This window comes from Microbacterium sp. (assembly GCF_049661145.1).
Taxonomy (GTDB): Bacteria; Actinomycetota; Actinomycetes; order Actinomycetales; family Microbacteriaceae; genus Microbacterium.
The window spans coordinates 15,234-36,142 of sequence record NZ_JBASZT010000113.1 but is presented as its reverse complement, the minus strand read 5'-3'; the positions used below and the strand labels follow the sequence as shown (position 1 = coordinate 36,142).

General features: G+C 68.0%; 20 protein-coding genes. 11 read left to right on the top strand and 9 right to left on the bottom strand.

What is annotated here, in order from left to right; all coding sequences use genetic code 11:
- Positions 1-30: 30 nt before the first annotated feature.
- The gene (locus WBP48_RS05195; RefSeq protein ID WP_424437087.1) at positions 31-552 is read right to left on the bottom strand and encodes a MarR family winged helix-turn-helix transcriptional regulator; all 522 of its coding nucleotides are present in this window, start codon (positions 550-552) and stop codon (positions 31-33) included.
- A gap of 40 nt (positions 553-592) precedes the next feature.
- On the opposite strand from WBP48_RS05195, the gene WBP48_RS05190 reads away from it, so the two are divergent.
- Positions 593-1,498 carry a DMT family transporter gene (locus WBP48_RS05190; RefSeq protein ID WP_424437084.1) on the top strand — a complete coding sequence of 302 codons (906 nt, stop codon included), beginning with the start codon at positions 593-595 and terminating at the stop codon, positions 1,496-1,498.
- Between the two features lie 105 nt (positions 1,499-1,603).
- Here WBP48_RS05190 and WBP48_RS05185 read toward each other — a convergent pair whose 3' ends face one another.
- Complete coding sequence (locus tag WBP48_RS05185) at positions 1,604-2,173, bottom strand: TetR/AcrR family transcriptional regulator (protein WP_424437081.1); 570 nt, start codon at positions 2,171-2,173, stop codon at positions 1,604-1,606.
- Between the two features lie 53 nt (positions 2,174-2,226).
- On the opposite strand from WBP48_RS05185, the gene WBP48_RS05180 reads away from it, so the two are divergent.
- The 3 genes from WBP48_RS05180 to WBP48_RS05170 all read left to right on the top strand — a co-directional run bounded on the left by WBP48_RS05180 (position 2,227) and on the right by WBP48_RS05170 (position 4,732).
- The gene (locus WBP48_RS05180; RefSeq protein WP_424437078.1) at positions 2,227-3,090 is read left to right on the top strand and encodes an alpha/beta fold hydrolase; all 864 of its coding nucleotides are present in this window, start codon (positions 2,227-2,229) and stop codon (positions 3,088-3,090) included.
- A gap of 184 nt (positions 3,091-3,274) precedes the next feature.
- On the top strand, positions 3,275-4,270 hold the full coding sequence (locus WBP48_RS05175) for a pirin family protein (RefSeq protein ID WP_424437075.1): 996 nt from the start codon (positions 3,275-3,277) through the stop codon (positions 4,268-4,270).
- 87 nt (positions 4,271-4,357) lie between these two features.
- Positions 4,358-4,732: a helix-turn-helix domain-containing protein gene (locus WBP48_RS05170; protein WP_424437072.1), complete on the top strand. Its 375-nt coding sequence runs from the start codon at positions 4,358-4,360 to the stop codon at positions 4,730-4,732.
- A gap of 270 nt (positions 4,733-5,002) precedes the next feature.
- On the opposite strand, the gene WBP48_RS05165 is transcribed toward WBP48_RS05170, so the two are convergent.
- Together WBP48_RS05165 and WBP48_RS05160 are read right to left on the bottom strand one after the other, a co-directional pair.
- Positions 5,003-5,593, bottom strand: coding sequence for a ClpP family protease (locus tag WBP48_RS05165; RefSeq protein WP_424437069.1), 591 nt, complete (start codon positions 5,591-5,593; stop codon positions 5,003-5,005).
- Complete coding sequence (locus tag WBP48_RS05160; protein WP_424437066.1) at positions 5,590-6,231, bottom strand: ClpP family protease; 642 nt, start codon at positions 6,229-6,231, stop codon at positions 5,590-5,592. The genes WBP48_RS05165 and WBP48_RS05160 overlap by 4 nt, the downstream gene beginning before the upstream one ends.
- 137 nt (positions 6,232-6,368) lie before the next feature.
- Between WBP48_RS05160 and WBP48_RS05155 the strand changes: the two genes are divergently transcribed.
- Together WBP48_RS05155 and WBP48_RS05150 are read left to right on the top strand one after the other, a co-directional pair.
- Positions 6,369-7,061, top strand: coding sequence for a FadR/GntR family transcriptional regulator (locus tag WBP48_RS05155; RefSeq protein WP_424437063.1), 693 nt, complete (start codon positions 6,369-6,371; stop codon positions 7,059-7,061).
- Between the two features lie 46 nt (positions 7,062-7,107).
- On the top strand, positions 7,108-8,679 hold the full coding sequence (locus WBP48_RS05150) for an amino acid permease (RefSeq protein WP_424437060.1): 1,572 nt from the start codon (positions 7,108-7,110) through the stop codon (positions 8,677-8,679).
- Between the two features lie 69 nt (positions 8,680-8,748).
- Here WBP48_RS05150 and WBP48_RS05145 read toward each other — a convergent pair whose 3' ends face one another.
- The 4 genes from WBP48_RS05145 to WBP48_RS05130 all read right to left on the bottom strand — a co-directional run bounded on the left by WBP48_RS05145 (position 8,749) and on the right by WBP48_RS05130 (position 12,024).
- Positions 8,749-8,952, bottom strand: a complete 204-nt coding sequence (locus WBP48_RS05145) for a hypothetical protein (RefSeq protein ID WP_424437057.1) — start codon at positions 8,950-8,952, stop codon at positions 8,749-8,751.
- A complete protein-coding gene (locus WBP48_RS05140) occupies positions 8,949-10,292 on the bottom strand; it encodes a flavin monoamine oxidase family protein (RefSeq protein ID WP_424437054.1) in 1,344 nt (447 codons plus the stop codon). The genes WBP48_RS05145 and WBP48_RS05140 overlap by 4 nt, the downstream gene beginning before the upstream one ends.
- Positions 10,293-10,364: 72 nt before the next feature.
- A complete protein-coding gene (gene nrdI / locus WBP48_RS05135; protein WP_424437051.1) occupies positions 10,365-10,805 on the bottom strand; it encodes a class Ib ribonucleoside-diphosphate reductase assembly flavoprotein NrdI in 441 nt (146 codons plus the stop codon).
- Between the two features lie 85 nt (positions 10,806-10,890).
- A complete protein-coding gene (locus tag WBP48_RS05130; protein ID WP_424437048.1) occupies positions 10,891-12,024 on the bottom strand; it encodes an ROK family protein in 1,134 nt (377 codons plus the stop codon).
- 117 nt (positions 12,025-12,141) lie between these two features.
- Here WBP48_RS05130 and WBP48_RS05125 point away from each other — a divergent pair, with 117 nt between their 5' ends.
- Genes WBP48_RS05125 through WBP48_RS05110 form a run of 4 tightly spaced genes read left to right on the top strand, consistent with a single transcriptional unit; the run spans position 12,142 to position 17,501 of the window.
- Entirely contained in the window at positions 12,142-14,340 is a 2,199-nt protein-coding gene (locus WBP48_RS05125) for an alpha-galactosidase (RefSeq protein ID WP_424437045.1), read from the top strand.
- A gap of 35 nt (positions 14,341-14,375) precedes the next feature.
- Positions 14,376-15,668 (top strand): ABC transporter substrate-binding protein, encoded by a 1,293-nt coding sequence (locus tag WBP48_RS05120; RefSeq protein ID WP_424437042.1) that lies wholly within the window; start codon positions 14,376-14,378, stop codon positions 15,666-15,668.
- Between the two features lies 1 nt (position 15,669).
- Positions 15,670-16,599, top strand: coding sequence for a carbohydrate ABC transporter permease (locus WBP48_RS05115; protein WP_424437039.1), 930 nt, complete (start codon positions 15,670-15,672; stop codon positions 16,597-16,599).
- Positions 16,599-17,501 (top strand): carbohydrate ABC transporter permease, encoded by a 903-nt coding sequence (locus WBP48_RS05110; protein ID WP_424437036.1) that lies wholly within the window; start codon positions 16,599-16,601, stop codon positions 17,499-17,501. The genes WBP48_RS05115 and WBP48_RS05110 overlap by 1 nt, the downstream gene beginning before the upstream one ends.
- 60 nt (positions 17,502-17,561) lie before the next feature.
- Here the strand turns inward: WBP48_RS05110 and WBP48_RS05105 are convergent, their stop codons facing one another.
- Positions 17,562-18,029, bottom strand: coding sequence for an acyl-CoA thioesterase (locus WBP48_RS05105; protein WP_424437033.1), 468 nt, complete (start codon positions 18,027-18,029; stop codon positions 17,562-17,564).
- A 138-nt stretch (positions 18,030-18,167) separates the two neighbouring features.
- Between WBP48_RS05105 and adhE the strand changes: the two genes are divergently transcribed.
- Positions 18,168-20,882, top strand: a complete 2,715-nt coding sequence (gene adhE, locus WBP48_RS05100) for a bifunctional acetaldehyde-CoA/alcohol dehydrogenase (RefSeq protein WP_424437030.1) — start codon at positions 18,168-18,170, stop codon at positions 20,880-20,882.
- Positions 20,883-20,909 lie beyond the last annotated feature (27 nt).

Below are 20,909 nucleotides of genomic sequence, written 5' to 3'. Positions count from 1 at the left end.
GCGAGCGCCGACCGCCGACCGGCTGCCGCCTCAGCGCGCGCGTGTGTCACCTTCGTCCAGCAGCGCGAGCCAGCGGCGCAGGATCGGTTCCAGCGCCGCCGCATCCTCGGCGCCGAGTTCGCCGAGCAGCCGGTGCTCGTTCGCCAGGTGCGCAGTGAAGGCGTCGTCGATCACCGCTCTGCCGACCTCCGTGAGACGGATCATGCGGCGCCGCGCGTCGTCGCTCGAAACGGTACGTTCGACCAACCCGCGTGCGTGCAGCCGGTCGACGCGCTTGGTCAGGCCTCCGGTGGTGACCATGGTGTGGCTGGCGAGTTCGCCGGCGGGAAGCTCGTAGGGCGCGCCGCTGCGGCGGAGTGAGGCGAGCAGATCGAACTCGGCCTCGCTCAGTCCGTGGGTCTCGTACACCGGGGTCAGTTGCGCCGTCAAGGCAAGGGCCAGGCGATGGATGCGGCCGATCACGCCCTGCGGGGAGGGGTCGAGGTCGGGGCGTTCCCGGCGCCACTCGTCCTCGATGCGGTCCACACGGTCCGGGAGCGGATGATCGGGCATGCCGAACACTTTACCTTCCGCGGAAGGTAATATCTCTTCCATGGAAGGTAAATGGCTGCGGGCGGTGCTCCTCACGGCGATCGCGCCGATCGCGTGGGGCAGCACGTACTATGTCACCCGCCAGGTGCTGCCCGCGGACGCGGCGCTGTGGGGAGGAGTGATCCGCTGCCTGCCGGCGGGACTGCTCGTGCTGCTGTTCGTGCGACGCCTGCCCCGGGGGAGCTGGTGGTGGCGCTCCTTCGTACTGGGCGCTCTCACCGTCGGCGGCCTCAACGTCCTCGTCTACATCGTCGCCCAGCGGCTGCCCACCTCGCTCGCCGCCACGCTGATGTCCACCTCTGCCGCGGCGATGCTGCTGCTCAGCTGGCTGCTGCTGCGGCAGCGTCCGAAGCTCATCGCCGTGCTCGGGGCGCTCGTGGGCATCGCCGGCGTCATCGTGATGATGGGGCTCGGCGGCGGACCCGTCGACGGATGGGGAGTTGCGGCATCCATCGGCGCCATGCTCTCGTCGTCGCTGGGGTTCGTGCTCACGGCGAAATGGGGCGCGGGCGTTGCGCCGCTGACGATGACGGCGTGGCAACTGATCGCCGGCTCGCTCGTCGTGCTGCCCTTCGCGGTGCTCGTCGAGGGGGCGCCGCCGGCGCTCGACGCGCCCGCGCTCGTGGGTTTCGCTTACGTGATCCTCGTGGCGACGGCTCTCGCGTATGCCGCCTGGTTCACCGGCCTCGCCCGGCTGCCGGGATCGGTCGTCGGCATCGTCGGGCTCCTCAACCCGGTGACCGGCGTCGTACTGGGGGTCTTTCTCGCGGGCGAGCCCTTCGGGCTCGCGCAAGCCACCGGCCTGGGCATGGTGATCGCCGGGGTGCTTCTGGGCGTGACGCCACGAAAGGACCGCTCCGGCACACCGTCGCGCCAGAGCCAGCGAGGCTCTCGGGTCGCGGTGTGAGAAACCGCCTTCGCCGTGAGAAACCACGTCTGCACTGGTTTCTCGCGCAGAAGTGATTTCTCGGGGATGTCGAGCGGTGTGCGGCACACATGGGCTGGGGTCCGCTCAACGCGGCGCTTTCACCAGGAGCGGCTCAAGGAGCTCACGAAGGGCGGAGCCGGTCTCGCAGGGGTCGAGCCCACCGTCGTAGCGGAGGATTCGCCAGGTCGTCGCGTCACAGACCGCGACGGCGGCCGCGAGGCGACGAGAACGAGTCGTGGCGTCTCCGCGCACTCGCCGGGCGAACGTCCGACGGCACCAGTCGACGTGGTAGCTGCGCCCCTGCGCGGCCACCTCGGCGAGCCCCTCGATGAGCGGAGATTCCGCGTAGACCTTCAGAATGAGCAGTCCATAGCGTTCGTAGTGCTCGACCAGGTCGGCGACGATCGTCTCGAGAGGATCCTCCGCGTGTGCCGCGCGACGGTCGGCGAGTTGCGTGAGTTCTCTTCTGACGAGCGCGACGATGACGCCCGCCTTCCCGCCGTAGCGCCGCACGATCGTCGGTACCGACACATCCGCGTCCGCCGCGATGGACTCGAGTCGGATCTCGTCGACCGGGTGCGCGGCGTAGAGCGCCAGCGCGGCGTCGAGGATCCGGGTACCGGTCGCGTGCACGGAGTCCGACCTCGCGCTCATGCGATACTGTCTAGTATTCATGCAACTATAACTTACACGAAATGAGCGTGACGATGAAAGACCTCCCTATCGCCGCCGACGCCTCGCAGGCTCCGAACAGCTACGCCATGAGGGTGCCGACGCGACTCGGCGCCCTGGACGTCGAAGTCACCGGCGCGGGCCACGACACGATTCTGTGGTCGTCGATGTTCGTCGACCGCACGAGTTGGGATCGCCTCGTTCCGTTGCTGCCGGGTCGGCGGCTGATCCTCGTGGACGGTCCGGGGCTCGGCCGTAGCGATGCCCTGCGGGCACGCACTTCCGTCGCCACGGCGGCGGTCGCCGCGCGGGATCTGCTCACCGCACTCCGCGCCGGCGGCGTGATCGGACAGGAACCACCGGCGTGGGTGGGTAACGCGTTCGGCGGCCATGTCGGGTTCGAACTGGCCGTCGAGGCCGGCGTTCTGAGCAGCTTCGTCGCCATCAGCGCGCCGCCCGAGCCGATTCCTGTTGCGTTGCGACGGCAGATCGGAATGCTGCGGCCCCTGCTGTGGCTCGCAGGTCCTGTGGGACCCGTGCGGACCGCGATCGTGTCTGCGATGGTGACCGATTCCGCTGCGAACGATCCCGATCTGCGAGCACTCGTCGAGGCCTCCCTGGTGCGACCGACTCGGCGCAGCCTGGCGCTGGCGCTGGATTCCTTCATTCTCGACCGTGCCGATGTCACCGGTCACCTCCCCCGCATCACCGTGCCCGCTCTCTATCTCGCGGGTGACGACCGCGGCGACTGGGACCCTGCGGACGCCGCACGGGCGGCGGCGGCCACCCCGAAAGCGCACATGGTGACGATCAGCAACGCCCGAACACTCCTGCCGCTCGAGCAGCCTCAGGCTGTCGCGGCGGCGCTTCAGGCGTTCTGGGCAGACGTCGAATCGTGAGTGGCGCGCCACGGCACAGGATGCCGACGGCTTCGGCATCCTGGCGCTCGAAGGCCGCTATGAGTCATCCGATTGCCCTACGCTTCTCGTGGCTACGGTCCTGCTCACCGGCTGCGCGGCCGATCCGCCACGGGCTGCCCAAGTGTCGCCGACCCGGTCTTGAATGGTCTCGGGAGGATCGATCATGACTAACCTCGACACGCACCCCGATCTGGAGGTTCTGGAGCCCGGGCAGCCGTGCACGGCCGTCCAGCAACTCGAGCCGCGCCTCGTGCCCCTCGGCGGACCGCGCGCCATGACGGTCTACCGGACGCTCCCGCAGCGGGAGCGGTCACTCGTCGGAGCGTGGTGCTTCCTGGACCACTACGGCCCCGACGACGTTGCGGCGACCGGCGGGATGCGGGTGCCCCGGCATCCGCACACGGGCCTCGCGACGGTGTCGTGGCTGTTCGCGGGGCGCATCGAGCATCTCGATTCCGGCGGCAACGCGGCGACCGTTGTGCCGGGCGAGCTCAACCTGATGATCGCGGGCCGCGGCATCACTCATCAGGAGCTCAGTGACCCCGCCACGAGCGTGCTGCACGGTGTGCAGCTCTGGTACGCGTTGCCGGATCGCACCCGGTTCGGTGAGCACGCCTTCGCGCACTACGTACCGGAGCGGGTCACGTTTCCGGGAGCCGAGGCGCGCGTGTTCATCGGCGAGCTTCTCGGTTCGGTCTCGCCGGTGGACACGCGCACCCCTGACCTGTTGGGGGCGGAGCTCATCCTGGAGCCGAATGCTGCCGTGCGACTGGACGTCCGCGCGGACTTCGAGCACGCGGTGCTCGCCGAAAGCGACCGGGTGCTCGTCAATGGGTCCCCCGTCGAGCACCGATCGCTCGCCTACATCCCGCCGGGCTCGGACACGCTGACGCTCGCGGCGGGTGAAGCGCGCGTCCGCGTCATCTTGCTGGGCGGCGTGCCCCTGGGGGAGCGGATCGTCATGTGGTGGAACTTCGTTGGACGCGACCACGACGAGGTCGCCGAGTTCCGCCGCCGCTACCAAGCCGAACTCGGATTCGAGTCCGTTGACCCGCGGGACGCGGATGCTCCCGACCTGTTCGGACCGTTCCCGGACGGACAGCCGCAGCCGCTTCCGGCTCCGCCGCTCCCGAACGTTCGACTGCGTCCCCGCGAGTAGCGCGCGGGGGAGGCGCGGGTCATCCGCTCGATTCTGCTCACAGCGGAGCGACCGGGTTCTCGGTTTGGTCCTGGAATAGCATCGACTATGGCCGAGAACAGCCCCTCCATGAAGTCACCCGACGCCCGCACGTCAATGGGGAGGGCGCCCACTCCACGCTCCGACTTCCGCCCCTCCCCGCTGTGGCGTCACATGCTCGGCGACGAGCTCAGGCGCCTGCGTCGTGAACGCGGTGAGACCCTCGGCGAGACGGCGAACACTGCGGGCATCTCCCCGCAGTACCTGTCCGAGATGGAGCGCGGCGTGAAGGATCCCTCGAGCGAGATGATCGACGCCGTCGCCGGCGCGCTCGGGGTCACCCTCATCGACCTCGCCTCCGCTGTCGCAGAGAATCTCGCGGCGACTCGCGCCGCGGCTGCGGCGAGGGTCTCCTGCCGCGCTGCCTTTGCCCTCGCCGCGTAGTCGGCTGGTCTCCCGTTCCGTCTTCGACGGACGCGACCGCTCCGGCTCATACTTTCGCGGAGATCTGCACTTCTGCGGACCGAATCGGCGTATCGCATCCTCAGAACTGCAGATCTCCGCAGAAGTGCGAGGCGCTCCCGCGTGCATTGGGGATAGGGAGCGCGGATGCCGACAACGCTGTGCGACCAGCATCCCACTGCGCCACTGCGCCACTGTGCCACTGCGCCACTGTGCCACTGCGCCACTCCATGGCCTACGGATAGCGCGGTTTCAGCGGCTCGCGATCACCTGGTCGATCAGACCGTATACCCTTCCCTCCTCGGCGGTGAACACCCGGTCGTGGTCGGTGTCGGTGCGCAGCCGCTCGACGCTTTGCCCGGTGTGCTCGGAGAGCACCGACTCCAAGTCGGTCCGGATGCGCACGGCCTCGTCAGCCTGGAGGATGAGGTCGGGGATCGTGCCCCGCCGGCCGTCGTTGGCCGGCTGGTGCAGCACGATCCGGGCGTGTGGGAGCGCCATCCGCCGCCCGCTCGTGCCCGAAGCGAGCAGCACCGCTCCGACACCGATCGCCTGCCCGACGCACGTGGTCGCCACCGCCGGCCGGATGTAGCGGACGGTGTCGTGGATCGCGAGCATCGCGCTCGGGTCGCCGCCCTCGCAGTTGATGTAGAAGTGGATCTCGCTGTCCGGCGCGGCGGACTCGAGATACAGCAACTGCGCGATGATCGCGTTCGCCACTCCCGCATCGATCGGCGTACCGAGGTAGATGATGCGCTGGGTCAGCAGGTGCGAGTAGACGTCCATGATCCGGTCGCCGCGCGGGCTCTCGGAGACGACGTTCGGGATCGTGTAACTGCTCATCGCAGCGGCCCGCTCTGCGCCGTCGCGGCGACCGCGAACCCGACGCCCCCGGCGTTGGCACGAGGCATGACCTCCGCGAAGTCCGCCACGATGCCGTCGATGAAGCCGTAGTCCATGGCCTCGGTCGCGGAGTACCAGTGGTCGTGCAGCGAGTCCTCGTAAATCCGTTCGACGCTTTGACCGGTGTCTTCGCTCGTGAGCTGCAGCAGCGTGTTGCGGGTATGCCGGAGGTCACCGGCCTGCAACTCGACCTCGACCGTGGAGCCTCCGATGCCTGCCGACCCCTGGTGCATGAGGATGCGGGAGTGCGGCAGCGCGCGACGCTTGCCGCGCGTGCCCGCGGTCAGCAGGAACTGGCCGGCGCTGTAGGCGATGCCGAACGCGAGCGTCGCAACATCGTTGGGGATCAGCCGTATGACGTCACGGATCGCGAGCATCGCGGGGACCGAGCCGCCGGGGGAGTGGATCCACAGTGCGATGTCGGTCACTGGGTCATCCGCCGCGAGGGCGAGGAGCTGGGTGGCGATCAGTGCGCCGTTGTCGTCGTCGAGCACACCGTCGAGGATCAGGATCCGCTGCTGGTACAACTCGCGCCGGTAGGAGTCGGTGAACACGGGTGGCTTCTGGTTTTCGCTCATGGTGCCAGCCTGACGCGCCGCCTGGTCGCTGCGGCCGGATCCTGCCGAGAGCGGATCCGCTGACAGCCGCGCGTACTGCCCATCGGTCTTCTTCGGCGCGAAACGCGGCCGTAACGAAGGGCCGTGAATATTGACCCATGAGCAACCTGTCTGACAGCTGGGCAGCAAGTCCGTCGGGCGAACGGGTCGGCGCGGTCGCGTACGTGATGCGGGACCTTCGTGATGCCATCAACTCGGGGGTCGCGCGCGTCGGGGACCGCCTGCCGTCGGAGCACGCCCTGGCGGCCAGGTACGGAGTGTCTCGGACGGTGGTCCGCGAGGTGTTGCGGGTTCTCGAGACACAGGGGCTGACGGTGACCCGGAGCGGTCGCGGGACCTTCATCGCCGCTCGCGAGACCGTGGAGCAGCTGCGCTTCGGCGACTACTCGGCAGCGGATCTGATGGAGGCGCGGCCGCACATCGAAGTGGCGGCGGCTGGGCTTGCCGCGGTGCGCCGCAGTGATGCCCAGGTGGAGTCTCTGCAGGACCTGCACGAGAAGATGGAGGCCGCGACCGATGCCGAGGAGTGGGTGCGCCTGGATGCTGCGCTGCATGTGGCGATCGCGGCGGCTTCAGGCAACCCGGTGTTCGCGGATGTGCTGGACCGCATCCGCTCCGCCCTCGCGAGCCAGTCTTCGCTGGTGGACCTCAGCCCGGGACGTCGCGCGGCGGCGGATGCCGAGCATCGAGCCGTGATCGCGGCGATCTCTCGGGGATCGGTCGCTGAGGCCGAGGACACCATGCAGTTCCACCTCGACCAGGTAAAGGAGGTTCTGCTCTCCATGCCGTGAGGATGACTCCCCTCATAGCCACGATTCCCGTCCGAAAAGGGGCACCATGTCTGATAACGAACCGCAGTACAAGCTCGATCCCGCCGATGCGATCGAATCCGACATCGAACTGACCGGCGATCGAACCCTCGCAGCGCAAGATTTCTCGAGCGAGGACGCCGGCTACCACAAGACCCTGAAGCCGCGACAGATTCAGATGATCGCGATCGGCGGCGCAATCGGCACCGGCCTGTTCATGGGTGCCGGCGGCCGACTGGCGTCCAGCGGTCCCGCCTTGATCATCGTGTACGCGGTGTGCGGGTTCTTCGCCTTCCTCATTCTCCGCGCGCTCGGCGAGCTGGTCCTGCACCGGCCCTCGTCAGGATCCTTCGTCTCCTACGCCCGTGAGTTCTGGGGCGAGAAGCTTGCGTTCGCATCCGGTTGGATGTACTTCCTGAACTGGGCGATGACCTCCATCGTCGACGTCACCGCAGCCGCGCTGTACGTCAAGTTCTGGGCGCAGTACTGGGAGCCGCTGCAGCAGGTGCCGCAGTGGGCGATCGCCCTGATAGCGCTCGTGGTCGTCCTGTCGCTCAACCTCGTCAGCGTGAAGGTGTTCGGCGAGATGGAGTTCTGGTTCGCACTGATCAAGGTCGCCGCATTGATCGCCTTCCTCATCATCGGCGTCTGCTTCCTCGTATTCGGCGGCGCGACAGACGTCGGCGCGACGGGATTCACGGTGATCGCCGACAACGGTGGGGTGTTCCCCATGGGGTTCCTCGCTCCGGTGCTCGCGATCTCGGGCGTGGTGTTCGCCTATGCCGCGATCGAGCTCGTGGGTACGGCCGCGGGTGAGACGGCGAACCCGGCGAAGGTCATGCCCAAGGCGATCAACACGGTCGTCATCCGCATCGCGGTGTTCTATGTGGGATCGGTTCTGCTGCTCTCGCTGCTGCTTCCGTTCACGTCCTACGCGGCCGGAGAGTCGCCGTTCGTGACTTTCTTCTCCCACATCGGTTCCCCCGAAGCCGGAGCCATCTCGGCATCCGTCATGAACTTCGTCGTCCTCACCGCGGCATTGTCGAGCTTGAACGCGGGGCTGTACTCGACGGGTCGGATCCTGCGCTCCATGTCGGTGAACGGCTCCGCGCCGCAGTTCACCGCGAAGATGAGTCGCAACGGCGTGCCGTACGGCGGCATCCTGCTCACCGCGGTCATCACTCTCGCGGGTGTGGGGATCAACGCGCTATGGCCGTCGCAGGCGTTCGAGATCGTTCTGGAGGTCTCCGCGCTCGGAATCGTCGGCGGCTGGGCGACGATCATCCTCTGCCAGCTCAAGTTCTACTCCTGGGCGAAGCAGGGCAAGGTGGTCCGCCCGTCGTTCCGGCTCTTCGGGGCGCCCTACACGTCGTACCTTACACTCGCGTTCCTCGCGTTCGTGCTTGTGACGATGGGGTTCTCCGAGACCGGCAGATGGGTGCTCGCCTCACTGATCGTGCTGATCCCCGCATTGATCATCGGCTGGTTCGCCGCCCGGAAGAAGATCTATGCGGCTGCCGCCGAGCGTGAAGGCATCACTGGTGCCTTCCCGGTGATCGCAGGGCGCGCCGCCACCGAGGCGCTGAAGGAGCGCGACTGATTCATGCCGGGGTGTGCTGCCTCACGAGCGCGAGCGCACCCCGGCGATGGACGCGCAATTCTGGCCGGGTCACTCCTCGCGAAGTCGCAACCCGCGCGCCGCGAGCTCGGCGCGGAGGATGCCGACGGCTTTCGGTCCCACGCCGTGGATGGCGAGCAGGTCGCGTTCGGTCCAGGCGGTCAACTGCTCGTACCGCGTGATCCCACTAACCGCCAGCTCGCGCGGGGCGACCTTGCCCATGCTCGAAGAGAACTCCGTCGCACCCGAGGTCACGACCGCTCCCACACCCGCTCGATTCGGATCTCCCGGCCCAGCACCCGTTCCGCGGCGCGATGCCCCGAGAGCAGCGCCCCGGGCACGGTGGCCGGATCGTCCGTCCAGGTCGCCTCTCCGGCCAGATGCAGCACTCCGCCGATCGGCTCGGCGAGATCGTCGTGGTCGGCGGGCACCGACCCGCGCGCCATGTAGGCGTACGCCCCGTGGCTGAACGGATCGTCCTGCCACGCGGTGCGCTGCATCGCGACCGGCTCCGGCACGGCGTCACCGTACAGCCGACGCAGTTGCGCGAGCACCGATTCCGCGACCTCACCGTCGCTCCATTCGCGTACGGCGACGGCGGCCGGCCCCGCCGCAAAGGTCAGTAGCGTGGGCCCGCCGTGCAACGCGGTCAGGTCGTACCAGGAGTGCCACCACGCTCCCTCCGGCCCCTGCTGGCGGATGGCGTAGACGCCCTCGTCCCAGAACCGTCGCTCGAACCGCAGGAACACCTTCTCGAACGCGTTCATCCGTAGCCGCGACAGCGCCTCCGCGTGGCGCGGCGGCAGCGGGGGAGTGATCTCGAAGTCCGGCGCCTGCAGCACGCCGACCGGCACCGTGACCACGGCACTCACGGCCGAGAACACCGCCCCGTCCGTCGTTCGCGCCGTCACCCCGTCCGGCGCCCACGCCACCGAGTCCACGACGTGCCCGAGCCGCACGTCGAGGCCTTCGGCGATCGTCGTCGGCAGCCGGTCGTAGCCGTCGGGGAAGACGACCTCGTCGCCGTACACGTGATCGTCCTCGAGCCCGCGTGCGCCCATGTCCTCGATCCAGGCGCCGTACTGCTCCTCGGACCGGTGCTCGAGGTACTCGCGCACGCGCTGTGCGCGCTCGGCATCCCACCCGTGCTGCGCGACCTGCTGCGCGATCGCCCGCTCGGTGACGTCACGGTAGGACGCGAAGGGGTCGGATGCCGCGATCACGTCGGCCAGGACCGCGTCCACGGCATGGATGTCGGTGACGTATGCGTGCGTCTGTTCCGGCGTGAGTCGTCGGCCGTCGGGCCCGTAGTGCGCGATCGGCCTGCTGTCGGGCTGATACCCGCCCACCGTGAACTCGACGGTGCGCATGCCGAACGCGGCCGTCGCGGCGGCGACGGGACTGTCGTCGATGCCGTGGATCCACGACGCGCCGCGGTCGGTCACGTATCCGCCCGTGCGGTCGGTCCAGACGCGGCCGCCGATGCGGTCACGGGCTTCCAGCACGACGACGCGGCGCCCCGCGTCGGCCAGCAGCCGCGCCGCGGTCACCCCCGCGACGCCTGCCCCCACGACGATGGTGTCGAACTCGGTCATCGCTTCTCCCTCCGAGCCCGAACATACCGTGGCGGGCCGCCCCGGCGCAGGCAGGCGGATAAGGAGCGCGAATCAGCCGGCGTGGCGCACGTCGTCGAGCGCCTCATCGAGTCGGCCGAGGATCTCTGCACAGCGCTCGAGGTCCTCGCGCGTGCCCGACAGTTCGAACTCGAACAGCACCGGCCGCCCGGACCGCTGCGACAGGTCGCGCGCGGCGGCCTGGTAGTACTCGCCGAAGTTGCGGTTGCCCGAGCCGATGATCCCCACCATGCGCCGCCGCGTGAGCGGTGAGCGCAGGAACGCGCGCACGCCGGCAGGCAGTGTCACCTCGGCCGCGTTCCCCGCCTTGTACGACGGCGTCAGCAGCACCCAGGGTCCGGTGGGCTCGCTGCGGCGTACGTCGGCCCGCGCGAGGTTCAGCACGCGGCGTTCATCGAGGTGTGCCAGGGCCTCCGCGAACCGCCCCGTCAGATTCGATGACGAGGAGTAGTAGTACACGGGGATCTTCCGCATGCATCTCAGTGTCTTCCGCTTCGTGCGGGTGTGCACCGGCGCGCAGGCGTGACAAATGGGGGGTGCCGAAACCTCGGCATCCGGCTCATGCGCCGCGCCGTCGCCGTCCCGCTGCGATCCGCAGCAACGCCTGCTGGATGGCGACGGCGGCCGCCCCGCGCGCCCAGGCGGGGAACCCCGCCGTATCGGGATACACCGTTACGGGCTCGGCGCGGCGGTCACGGCCGGCGTCGATGGCCGCCGCGACCCGGTCGGCGACGAGCTCGTACAGCCCGATGCCCTCTCCCGCCAGCACGACGGACGACTGCAGCGTGAGATTCGCGGCGAGCGCGATGAGCGTCCCGAGCGCGTCACCCGCGGCATCCACGACCGTGCGTGCCGCGGGCTGGCCGGCGGCGGCCAGCTCCAGCACGTCGTCGTAGTCGATGGTGCGCCCGAGCGCGGCGGAGACCTGCGCGGCGATCGAGCCCGAGGTCAGGAACGCTCGCGAGCAGCCGCGGTGCCCCTCGGGGCAGACCGGTCCGTTCGGGCTCAGCGGGATGTGTCCGCCGGTGCCGGTCCCGGCATCCGCGGTACGGACGACCTGGCCGTCGACGACGAGGCCGTAACCGACGCCCACGCCGATCGTGATGACAGCGAACCCGTCGAGCTCGCGTCCGACGCCGAACCACCTTTCGGCTTCGGCGAGGGCTGCGACGTCGTTGTCGACGGTGACGGGCACAGCCAGAGCCGCCACCAGCGGGGAGACGAGGTCGACGTCGGTCCAGCCGAGGAAGGGCGCGAACGAGATCAGGTCATCGCGTACGTACCCGCCGACACTCACCCCGACGCCGCTGAGGTCTGTCGCCCCGAGGCTGCGCACGATGCGGACGACGAGCGCGACGACCGCGTCCGGCGACGGGTCGGTGATCGGCTCTTCGAACCAGGCGAGCGGCTCGGCGCGGATCGTCGTGGCCACCGCGTACAGCCGGTCACCGGTGAGCTTGACCCCGACGAACGTGGCGATGTCGGGTGCGATGTCGAGGGGTCGGGAAGGGCGGCCGATCGAGCCGTCGACGACGTCGTCGAGTTCGACGAGCACACCGCTGTCCAGCAGCGGCTTCGCGAGGCGTGTGAGGCTCGCCGGCGACAGCGAGAGCCGAGACGTGAGGGCGCTGCGCGAAACCGGTCCGTGGATGAGGACGGCACGGGCCAGAGCGACTTCGCTGTCGATCGCCATTGCATCGCTCCCTCGCTCGGTTAGTTCCATCCTGGCACAAAGAGCGCCGCAGATCCGGGACAAATCGCCCGGAAGCGTGCTCTTGACCTACGGATTAGTTCCGTGATGGAATTAAGTATGGCAATCCACGATGACGAGGCCTTCACGGTTGGCGCGACTGCGGCATCCGACGCCACGCCGGCGACACCGGCACCCGATGTTCCGCGCGTCATGCATTTGCGCCGCGGAGGGACCAGCGTCGTGATCGACCTCTCGACCAGCCCCAATCCGGTCATCGCGCACTGGGGCGCCGACCTGGGAAGCCTCGGCGAGGCGGAGCTGGCGTCGCTCGCGATCGCTGCGCGGCCGCAGCGGGTCTCCGGCGGCCTCGATGAGGCGGCGCGCCCCGGACTTCTCGCCACGCCGGCCGGTGGTTGGCTGGGAACGCCGAGCATCGAAGGTCACCGTGGTGGCAGGTTCTTCTCGGCACGCTTCGAGGTGACCGGCTCATCCTTCGGCGGCGATACTGCCCGCATCGACCTCTACGACCCCGAGGCCGGCCTGTCGGCGCGCGTGGATCTCATGGTGGGCTCCGCGGGACTCTTCCATCAGCGCATCACGCTGTGCAACACGGGCGCCGACGGCTACACCGTCCAAGCGCTGAACGCGGGCTTCCCCCTCCCGTGGGAGTCGACGGAGGTCCTCGACACGACGGGACGGCATCTGCGGGAGCGCTCGGCGCAGCGTCATGCGCTGACGTTCGGCATCCACCTGCGCGAGAGCCGGCGTGGGCGTCCGGGCGCCGACGCCACGCTGCTGCATGCGGCGGGACGTCCCGGTTTCGGCTTCGAGAGCGGACTGGTCCATGGCATCCACGTCGCATGGAGCGGCAACATCCAATCCCGCGTGGAGAGGCTGACCACCGGCGACGCCCTCCTGTCCGGCGGTGAGTTGTACGGCCCCGGCGAGATCGTCCTCGCACCCGGCGAGGTGCTCACGAGCCCATGGGTCCTGGGTTCCTGGGGCAACGGGCTCGGTGAGCTGTCGCGCCGCTTTCACGACGAATGGCGCGCACGGCCGCAGCATCCACGTCGGCCGCGTCCGATCACCCTCAACACGTGGGAGGCGGTGTACTTCGATCACTCCCTCGACAAGCTGCTCACGCTCGCCGACGCCGCATCGGACGTCGGCGTGGAACGGTTCGTCCTCGACGACGGCTGGTTCCGTGGTCGCCGCGACGACACGGCGGGCCTCGGCGACTGGTATGTGGACGAAGAGGTGTGGCCGCACGGTCTCCACCCGCTGATCTCTCGGGTCACCTCGCTGGGCATGGAGTTCGGACTCTGGGTGGAGCCCGAGATGGTCAACCCCGACAGCGACCTCGCCCGCGCGCACCCCGAGTGGATTTTCCGCGGGCGCTCCGACCTGCCTCCCGCCGCCCGCCAGCAGCAGGTGCTCGACCTCTCGCAGCAGGGAGCCTACGACGAGATCGCGCAGCGACTGCATGCGCTGCTCGACGAGTACCCCATCTCCTACCTGAAGTGGGATCACAACCGCGATCTGCTCGACGCGGGCAGCGGTCCCGCCGGCCACGCGCGCGTCCACGCGCACACTCTCGCGCTGTACCGATTGCTCGACGAGCTCAAGCGCGAGCACCCGGGGTTGGAGATCGAGAGCTGTGCGTCAGGGGGCGCTCGCGTCGATCTCGGCATCCTGGACCGCACCGACCGCATTTGGGCCAGCGACAGCCTCGACCCGATCGAGAGGCTCGAGAATCAGCGCTACACCGGGATCGTCGTACCGCCGGAGATGATCGGCATGCACCTGACGACACCTCAGGTCCACGCGTCGGGCCGCACCGTCTCGCTCGCCCTCAGCGGTGCCGTCGCCCTGTTCGGCCACTTCGGCATCGAGTGGGATCTCACGACGCTGGATGCCGAGGGTCGCGCGATCGTCGCGGAATGGGTGGCCCTGGCCAAGCGGGTGCGTCCCGTCGTCGCCACCGGTCGCGTCGTTAACGTCGACACGGTGGACCCGGGCCTCGACGTCCGTGGTGTCGTCTCGGAGGGCGCGGCGCACGCCTTCTTCACGATCGCCCAGGCGCAGACGCTCGCGGCCTCGCCGTCGGGCCGGGTGCGCCTTCCCGGTCTCGACCCCGATCGCGCCTATCGCGTGCGGCTGGTCACCCCCGGCGGCATCGTGCAGAACCCGGCGCAGTCACCGCTGGAGTGGGCGCTCCACGACACCGTGCTGACGGGCCGCGAACTCGCGGTCACGGGCGTGCGCCCGCCGGTGCAGAACCCGCAGCAGGCCGTCGTGATAGAACTCACCGCCTGAGACCGCAGGCGGCGACAACGCGCGAGGAGGCGCACATGAGATCGAAAACAATCCGGGCCGCGGCGGCCACCGCCGGCGTGCTCGGGCTTATCACCGCGTTGGGCGGGTGCTCTGCATCGGGGCCGGGGAGCGGCGAGGGGGTGACGACGCTCAACTTCTTCCAGTTCAAAGGCGAGGCCCTCGACGACTTCAACCAGATCATCGCCGATTTCGAAGCCGAGAACCCCGACATCAGGATCGTGCAGAACCAGGTCGCCGACTCCGAGACGGCGATCCGCACGCTGCTGGTGAAAGACCGCGTCCCCGACGTCATCACGTTGAACGCGAACGGCAACTTCGGCAGGCTCGCACAGGCCGGTGTCTTCTACGACTTCAGCGACGAGCCGGTCCTCGACACGATCAATCCCGCCGTGCAGGAGATCCTGGCCGCGCTCGGCAACGCCAGCGGCGAGGTCAATGGGCTCGGCTATGTCAACAACGCGAACGGCATCATCTACAACACCGAGATCTTCGCCGACCTGGGCCTCGAGGTGCCGCAGACGTGGGACGAGCTCATCGCCGTCTGCGACGCGCTGCAGGCCGCCGGTGTGACGCCGTTCGCGGGCACGCTCGCCGACTCGTGGACCGTCATGCCGTCGTGGAACGCCCTCGGCGCGTATGCGACGCAGGACGGGTTCTTCGACGAGATGCGCGCCGAAGGTGCCGACCTCGGGCCTGGTTCTCCGGTGTCGTTCGAGAAGGACTTCGCCGACGCGATGGCCAAGCAGGCACAGTTGTACGGGTACGCGCAGAGCGGCTACCGCGGCGCCTCGTACGACGACGGCAGCGCACTGTTCGCGAACGGTCAGGTCGCGATGCTGATGCAGGGCATCTGGGCGCTCAGCCCGATCAAGAAGATCAACCCCGACATCCCGGCGGCGATCTTCCCCTATCCGGTTCCCGAAGATCCCGACGACCGCCTGCTCGTCTCGGGCGTCGACGTCGTCGTCACGATGGGCAAGAACGGACCACACCAAGAGGAGGCGCTGCGCTTCATCGATTACCTGTTCCAGGTCGGGGTGATCGAGGAGTTCGCCGCGTCCCAGAATATGATCCCGTCGGTCATCGGCGCGAAGCTCAGCGACGACCCCGCGCTGCAGTCGGTCGCGCCCTACTTCGACGCCGGCAAGATCACCGGCTTCATCGACCATCAGGTGCCGACGGCGATCCCGCTGACCGGCATCGTGCAGCAGGCCGTGCTCGACGGCGACGCCGGGCCCTCGCTGCGCACGCTCGACAACGAGTGGCGCAAGGTCGCCGCTCGCACGATCCCCGTGACGGAGGAGTGAGATGACCACCATCGACCAGGCGGCACCCGCGGCCCAGGCGGGCGCCGTGACGCCGAAGACCGTGCGAACCGCCGAGCGCTTCGCACCACGTGCCTACTACTGGATCGTGTGGCCCGCGGTCATTGCGTTCGCGGCGTTCCACACGCTGCCCGTGCTCGTCGGCGTGTTCTTCAGCCTGACGAACTACGCGGGGTACGGGGAGTGGAACTTCGTCGGCATCGCGAACTACATCAACCTGTTCCGCGACGACCGCGTGCTCCAGGCGTACGGTTTCTCGTTCCTGTTCGCCATCGTCGCTACCGTCCTCACGAACGTCTTCTCGCTGTCGATCGCGATGGCGCTGAACGCGAAGATCGCCGCCCGCAACTTCTGGCGCGGCGTGTACTTCGTGCCCTACGTGCTGGCCGTGCTCATCATCGGGTACGTCTTCCAGTTCATCTTCTCGAACTCGCTGCCCAAGATCCTCTCGGGCATCCCGCTGTTCGCGGACAACATCCTCACCAATCCGGACTGGGCGTGGACGGCCATCGTCGCGCTCGCGGTGTGGCAGGCGTGCGCGTTCTCGATCATCATCTACATCGCCGGCCTCCAGACGATCCCGGCGGAGCTGTACGAAGCGGCATCCCTCGACGGAGCCACCGCGTGGCGCCGCTTCCGCTCGATCACCTTCCCGCTCATCAGCGCCTTCTTCACGATCAACGTCGTGCTGAGCCTGAAGGGCTTCCTGCAGGTGTTCGACCCCATCGTCGCCCTCACCAACGGGGGACCGGGGACCTCGACCGAGTCGGTGACGATGCTGATCTTCAAAGGCGGCTTCTCCGGCGGAGAGTTCGCCTACCAGACCGCGAACGCGGTGGTGTTCTTCATCGTCATCACCATCGTCTCGCTCCTGCAGTTCCGAGTCCTTCAGCGCAGAGAGGCCGATTTCTGATGACTACCGCAACCCCCGTCTCCCCGCAGACCGCTGGCGTCGCACTCCCGCCGCGTCGCCGTCGCCGCGAGGCGGACGACGACACCCGCAGGATGAACTGGTGGGCCTTCGCCTTCGTGGCGGTGTGCTCGCTCACCGTGCTCGTCCCGCTCTACCTCGCCGTGGCCGTGGCGCTGAAAACGCCGCAGCAACTGGCGGACGGTACCGGCTTCGAGCTGCCGTCGCCGATCCGCTGGGAGAATTTCGCCGACGCGTGGCAGCGCACGAGCTTCCCACAGGCGCTCGCGAACACGGCGCTGATCACGGCCGGCTCGGTCGTGTTCACGCTGCTGACGAGTTCGCTGGTCGCGTGGGCGCTCGCGCGCAATCTGCAGCGGCGGTTCTTCAAGGGCGTCTACTTCTACCTGCTGGCGGCCCTGTTCGTGCCGTTCCCGATCATCATGCTCCCGCTCGTGAAGCAGACCTCGCTGCTGGGGCTCGACAACCAGGCGGGCATGATCGTGCTCTACACGATCTACGGCCTGTCGCTGAACATCTTCATCTACACCGCGTTCATCCGCTCGATCCCGATCGAGCTCGAAGAGGCGGCACGCGTCGACGGCGCGTCGACGTGGGGTGTGTTCTGGAAGATCGTGTTTCCGCTCCTCGGCCCGATGAACGCGACGGTCGGCATCCTCACCTGCGTGTGGGCGTGGAACGACTTCATCATGCCGCTCGTCGTGCTCACCGATCCCGGCGCGCGCACGCTCTCGCTCGCGCAGTACGTGTTCCAGGGGCAGTACAACACCGACTACACGGTGGCGTTCGCCTCGTACCTCATGGCGATGGCGCCGCTGCTGATCGTGTACATCTTCTCGCAGCGCTGGGTGATCTCGGGCGTCACGCGGGGGTCGATCAAGTAGCCAATGGCGGATGCCGGTGACGGATGCCGAGACGCACGGCATCCGTCACCGGCACCGCGTTCAGCCCTCCTCTGAACCGTCGGTCGGCGCCGCCGGGAGGTGGATCGATCCGGTTTCGAGGTGCTGGTGGGGCGTCCGGTCGCGGGCATAGGTGATCGACGAGTAGCCGTGCGGTGCCGGCTTGCCGTCCTCGCCGATGTTGACGAAGACGATCTTGTCGATCGTGAGGATCCGCTTGCGGGTGATCATGTTGCGCACGACCGCCCGCATCGTCAGGGAGGTGCGGCCGAATCGGGTCGCGATCAGGCCCATCTCGATGAGGTCGCCGAGTTCTGCTGAGGACTCGAAGTTGATCTCCGAGATGAACTTGGTGACCACCCGATAGTTGCCGAGCTGCACGATCGCGTAGATCGCGGCCTCTTCGTCGATCCAGCGCAGCAGACTGCCGCCGAACAGCGACCCGTTCGCATTGAGATCCTCGGGTCGGACCCACTTGCGCGTGTGGAAGTTGATGCTGCTCTCGTCCATGTTCCGAGGGTACGCCGCCATGCTTCTTGTGTGGTCAGACCACATGCGTTACACTGATCGCAAGACAGGCCCGAGAGCCCCTCGGACCCGGAAAGCGATGACGTGGACACGGTGTCCGCGCCGGGTAGGAGACCCACAATGTCCACCTCGATCGATGCTCTGGTCGAAGGCGCACAAGCCGCGCTCGCAGAGTACGCATCATTCACTCAGGAGCAGGTCGACCACATCGTCCGCAAGGCGAGCGTGGCGGCACTGCACAACCACGGCGAACTCGCTGTCCAGGCGGTCGAAGAGACCCACCGGGGCCTGTTCGAGGACAAGGCCGTGAAGAACATCTTCGCGTGCGAGCACGTGACGAACTCGATCATCAACCAGAAGACGGTCGGGATCATCTCGCACGACGAGCTGACGGGAATCACCGAGATCGCCGACCCGGTCGGCGTCATCTGTGCGCTGACGCCGGTGACGAACCCCACCTCGACCGCCATCTTCAAGTCGCTCATCGCCCTCAAGACCCGCAACCCCATCATCTTCGGCTTCCACCCGTCGGCGCAGAAGTGTTCGGTCGCCGCCGCCAAGATCGTCCGCGACGCGGCGATCGCCGCCGGCGCCCCGGAGAACTGCGTGCAGTGGATCGAGGAGCCCTCGATGGAGGCCTCCGGCGCGCTCATGAACCACCCCGGCGTCGCGCTCATCCTCGCCACCGGCGGCAACGCGATGGTCCGTGCCGCATACTCCTGCGGAAAGCCGGCCCTCGGCGTCGGCGCGGGCAACGTCCCCGCCTTCATCGAACGCACCGCGAACGTCGGCCGTGCCGTCAACGACATCGTCCTGTCGAAGTCGTTCGACATGGGCATGGTCTGCGCGAGCGAGCAGGCGGTCATCCTCGACGCGCCGGTCGCCGACGAGGCGCTCGCCGAGTTCGAGCGGCTGCACGCCTACCGCGCGAACGCGGAAGAGAAGCAGAAGCTCGAGGAGTTCATCTTCGGCGTCGCCGCGAACAGCGAGAACTGCGCCGGTGCGAAGCTGAACCCGACCGTCGTCGGCCAGTCGCCGCAGTGGATCGCCGAGCACGCCGGCTTCACGGTTCCCGAGGACACGTCGATCATCCTCGCCGATGTCTCCGGCGTCGGCCCGCAGGAGCCCCTGACGCGCGAGAAGCTCGCCCCCGTGCTCGCGGTGCTCCGCGCCGCCACGCCCGACGAGGGCATCGAGTTGGCCCGGGAAATGGTCGAGTTCGATGGTCTCGGACACTCCGGTGCCATCCACTCGAACGACGATGCCGTGATCAAGAAGTTCGGCGAGGTCGTCCGCGCCGTGCGCATCATCGAGAACAGCCCGTCCGCACTCGGTGGCATCGGCGACATCTACAACGCGTTCATGCCGAGCCTCACCCTCGGCTGCGGCTCCTACGGCCACAACTCGGTCTCCAACAACGTCTCGGCGGTGAACCTCTTGAACGTCAAGCGCATCGGTCGGCGCAACAACAACATGCAGTGGTTCAAGGTCCCCGCCAAGACCTACTTCGAGCCGAACGCCGTGCGCTACCTCGCCGACATGCGGGGTGTGGAGCGCGTGACGATCGTCACGGACGAGACGATGACCAAGCTCGGCTACGTCGACAAGGTCATGGACGTGCTGAACCGTCGTGAGAACCGCGTGCAGGTGCAACTGATCAGCACCGTCCGTCCCGAACCGAAGGTCAGCGAGGTCAAGGCGGGTGCGGAGCTGCTGCGTCAGTTCCAGCCCGACACGATCGTCGCCCTCGGCGGCGGCTCGCCGATGGACGCGTCCAAGGTCATGTGGCTGCTGTACGAGCACCCCGAGATCGAGTTCTCCGACATGCGCGAGAAGTTCTTCGACGTCCGCAAGCGCGCGTTCAAGTTCCCGGAGCTCGGCAAGAAGGCGAAGCTCGTCTGCATCCCGACCACCTCGGGCACCGGTAGCGAGATGACCCCCTTCGCGGTCATCACCGACGACGTGACGGGCATGAAGTACCCCCTCGCCGACTACGCGCTGACCCCGTCGGTCGCGATCATCGACCCCGTGCTCACCAAGATGCTGCCCGGGTTCCTGGTCGCCGACGCCGGGTTCGACGCGCTGACCCACGCCACCGAGGCGTACGTCTCGGTTTACGCGAACGACTACACCGACGGGCTCGCCCTCCACGCCATCAAGCTGATCTTCGAGAACATCGAGCGCAGCACGAAGGCGCAGCCGAACTCGACGGATGCCGACGACATCCGCGCCCGTGAGACGATGCACAACGCGGCATCCCTCGCCGGCATGGCCTTCGGCAATGCGTTCCTCGGGATCGTCCACGCGATGGCGCACGTGACGGGTGCGACCTATCACCTGATCCACGGGCGGACCAACGCGGTGTACCTGCCGCACGTGATCCGCTACAACGGGCAGGTGCCGACGAAGCTCACGAGCTGGCCGAAGTACGAGCGCTACATCGCACCCGAGCGGTTCCAGCAGATCGCGAAGCACCTGGGCCTTCCGGCGGCGACGCCGGAGGAGGGCGTGGAGAGCTACGCCCGTGCCGTCGAGGAGCTGCGCGACCGCGTCGGCATCGAGCGGTCGTTCCAGGCGCAGGGTGTCGACGAGGCGACATTCATCGCGGGGCTCGACAAGCTCGCGATGGCCGCGTACGAGGACCAGTGCGCGCCGGCCAACCCGCGCATGCCGATGCTCGCCGACATGAAGACCCTCATGGAGGCCGCGTACTACGGCACCTCCTTCGACGAGGTCCGCGCCTCGCGGCGTGGCACGCACGAGGCGAGCGAAGCTGCGACCGGCACCGATGAGACGGTGAAGGTCGCGAAGGGTCGCGCCAAGGCCAAGGCCTGACGCACCGCAGCGAAGGGGGCCGGGGGA

Coding starts and splice junctions, on each gene's coding strand:
- WBP48_RS05195 (WP_424437087.1), bottom strand. CDS start 552: ATGCCCGATCATCCGCTCCCGGACCGTGTGGACCGCATCGAGGACGAG.
- WBP48_RS05130 (WP_424437048.1), bottom strand. CDS start 12,024: ATGGCGATCGACAGCGAAGTCGCTCTGGCCCGTGCCGTCCTCATCCAC.
- WBP48_RS05125 (WP_424437045.1), top strand. CDS start 12,142: ATGGCAATCCACGATGACGAGGCCTTCACGGTTGGCGCGACTGCGGCA.
- WBP48_RS05170 (WP_424437072.1), top strand. CDS start 4,358: ATGGCCGAGAACAGCCCCTCCATGAAGTCACCCGACGCCCGCACGTCA.
- WBP48_RS05180 (WP_424437078.1), top strand. CDS start 2,227: ATGAAAGACCTCCCTATCGCCGCCGACGCCTCGCAGGCTCCGAACAGC.
- nrdI (WP_424437051.1), bottom strand. CDS start 10,805: ATGCGGAAGATCCCCGTGTACTACTACTCCTCGTCATCGAATCTGACG.
- WBP48_RS05185 (WP_424437081.1), bottom strand. CDS start 2,173: ATGAGCGCGAGGTCGGACTCCGTGCACGCGACCGGTACCCGGATCCTC.
- WBP48_RS05150 (WP_424437060.1), top strand. CDS start 7,108: ATGTCTGATAACGAACCGCAGTACAAGCTCGATCCCGCCGATGCGATC.
- WBP48_RS05190 (WP_424437084.1), top strand. CDS start 593: ATGGAAGGTAAATGGCTGCGGGCGGTGCTCCTCACGGCGATCGCGCCG.
- WBP48_RS05115 (WP_424437039.1), top strand. CDS start 15,670: ATGACCACCATCGACCAGGCGGCACCCGCGGCCCAGGCGGGCGCCGTG.
- WBP48_RS05120 (WP_424437042.1), top strand. CDS start 14,376: ATGAGATCGAAAACAATCCGGGCCGCGGCGGCCACCGCCGGCGTGCTC.
- adhE (WP_424437030.1), top strand. CDS start 18,168: ATGTCCACCTCGATCGATGCTCTGGTCGAAGGCGCACAAGCCGCGCTC.
- WBP48_RS05140 (WP_424437054.1), bottom strand. CDS start 10,292: ATGACCGAGTTCGACACCATCGTCGTGGGGGCAGGCGTCGCGGGGGTG.
- WBP48_RS05160 (WP_424437066.1), bottom strand. CDS start 6,231: ATGAGCGAAAACCAGAAGCCACCCGTGTTCACCGACTCCTACCGGCGC.
- WBP48_RS05105 (WP_424437033.1), bottom strand. CDS start 18,029: ATGGACGAGAGCAGCATCAACTTCCACACGCGCAAGTGGGTCCGACCC.
- WBP48_RS05165 (WP_424437069.1), bottom strand. CDS start 5,593: ATGAGCAGTTACACGATCCCGAACGTCGTCTCCGAGAGCCCGCGCGGC.
- WBP48_RS05155 (WP_424437063.1), top strand. CDS start 6,369: ATGAGCAACCTGTCTGACAGCTGGGCAGCAAGTCCGTCGGGCGAACGG.
- WBP48_RS05110 (WP_424437036.1), top strand. CDS start 16,599: ATGACTACCGCAACCCCCGTCTCCCCGCAGACCGCTGGCGTCGCACTC.
- WBP48_RS05175 (WP_424437075.1), top strand. CDS start 3,275: ATGACTAACCTCGACACGCACCCCGATCTGGAGGTTCTGGAGCCCGGG.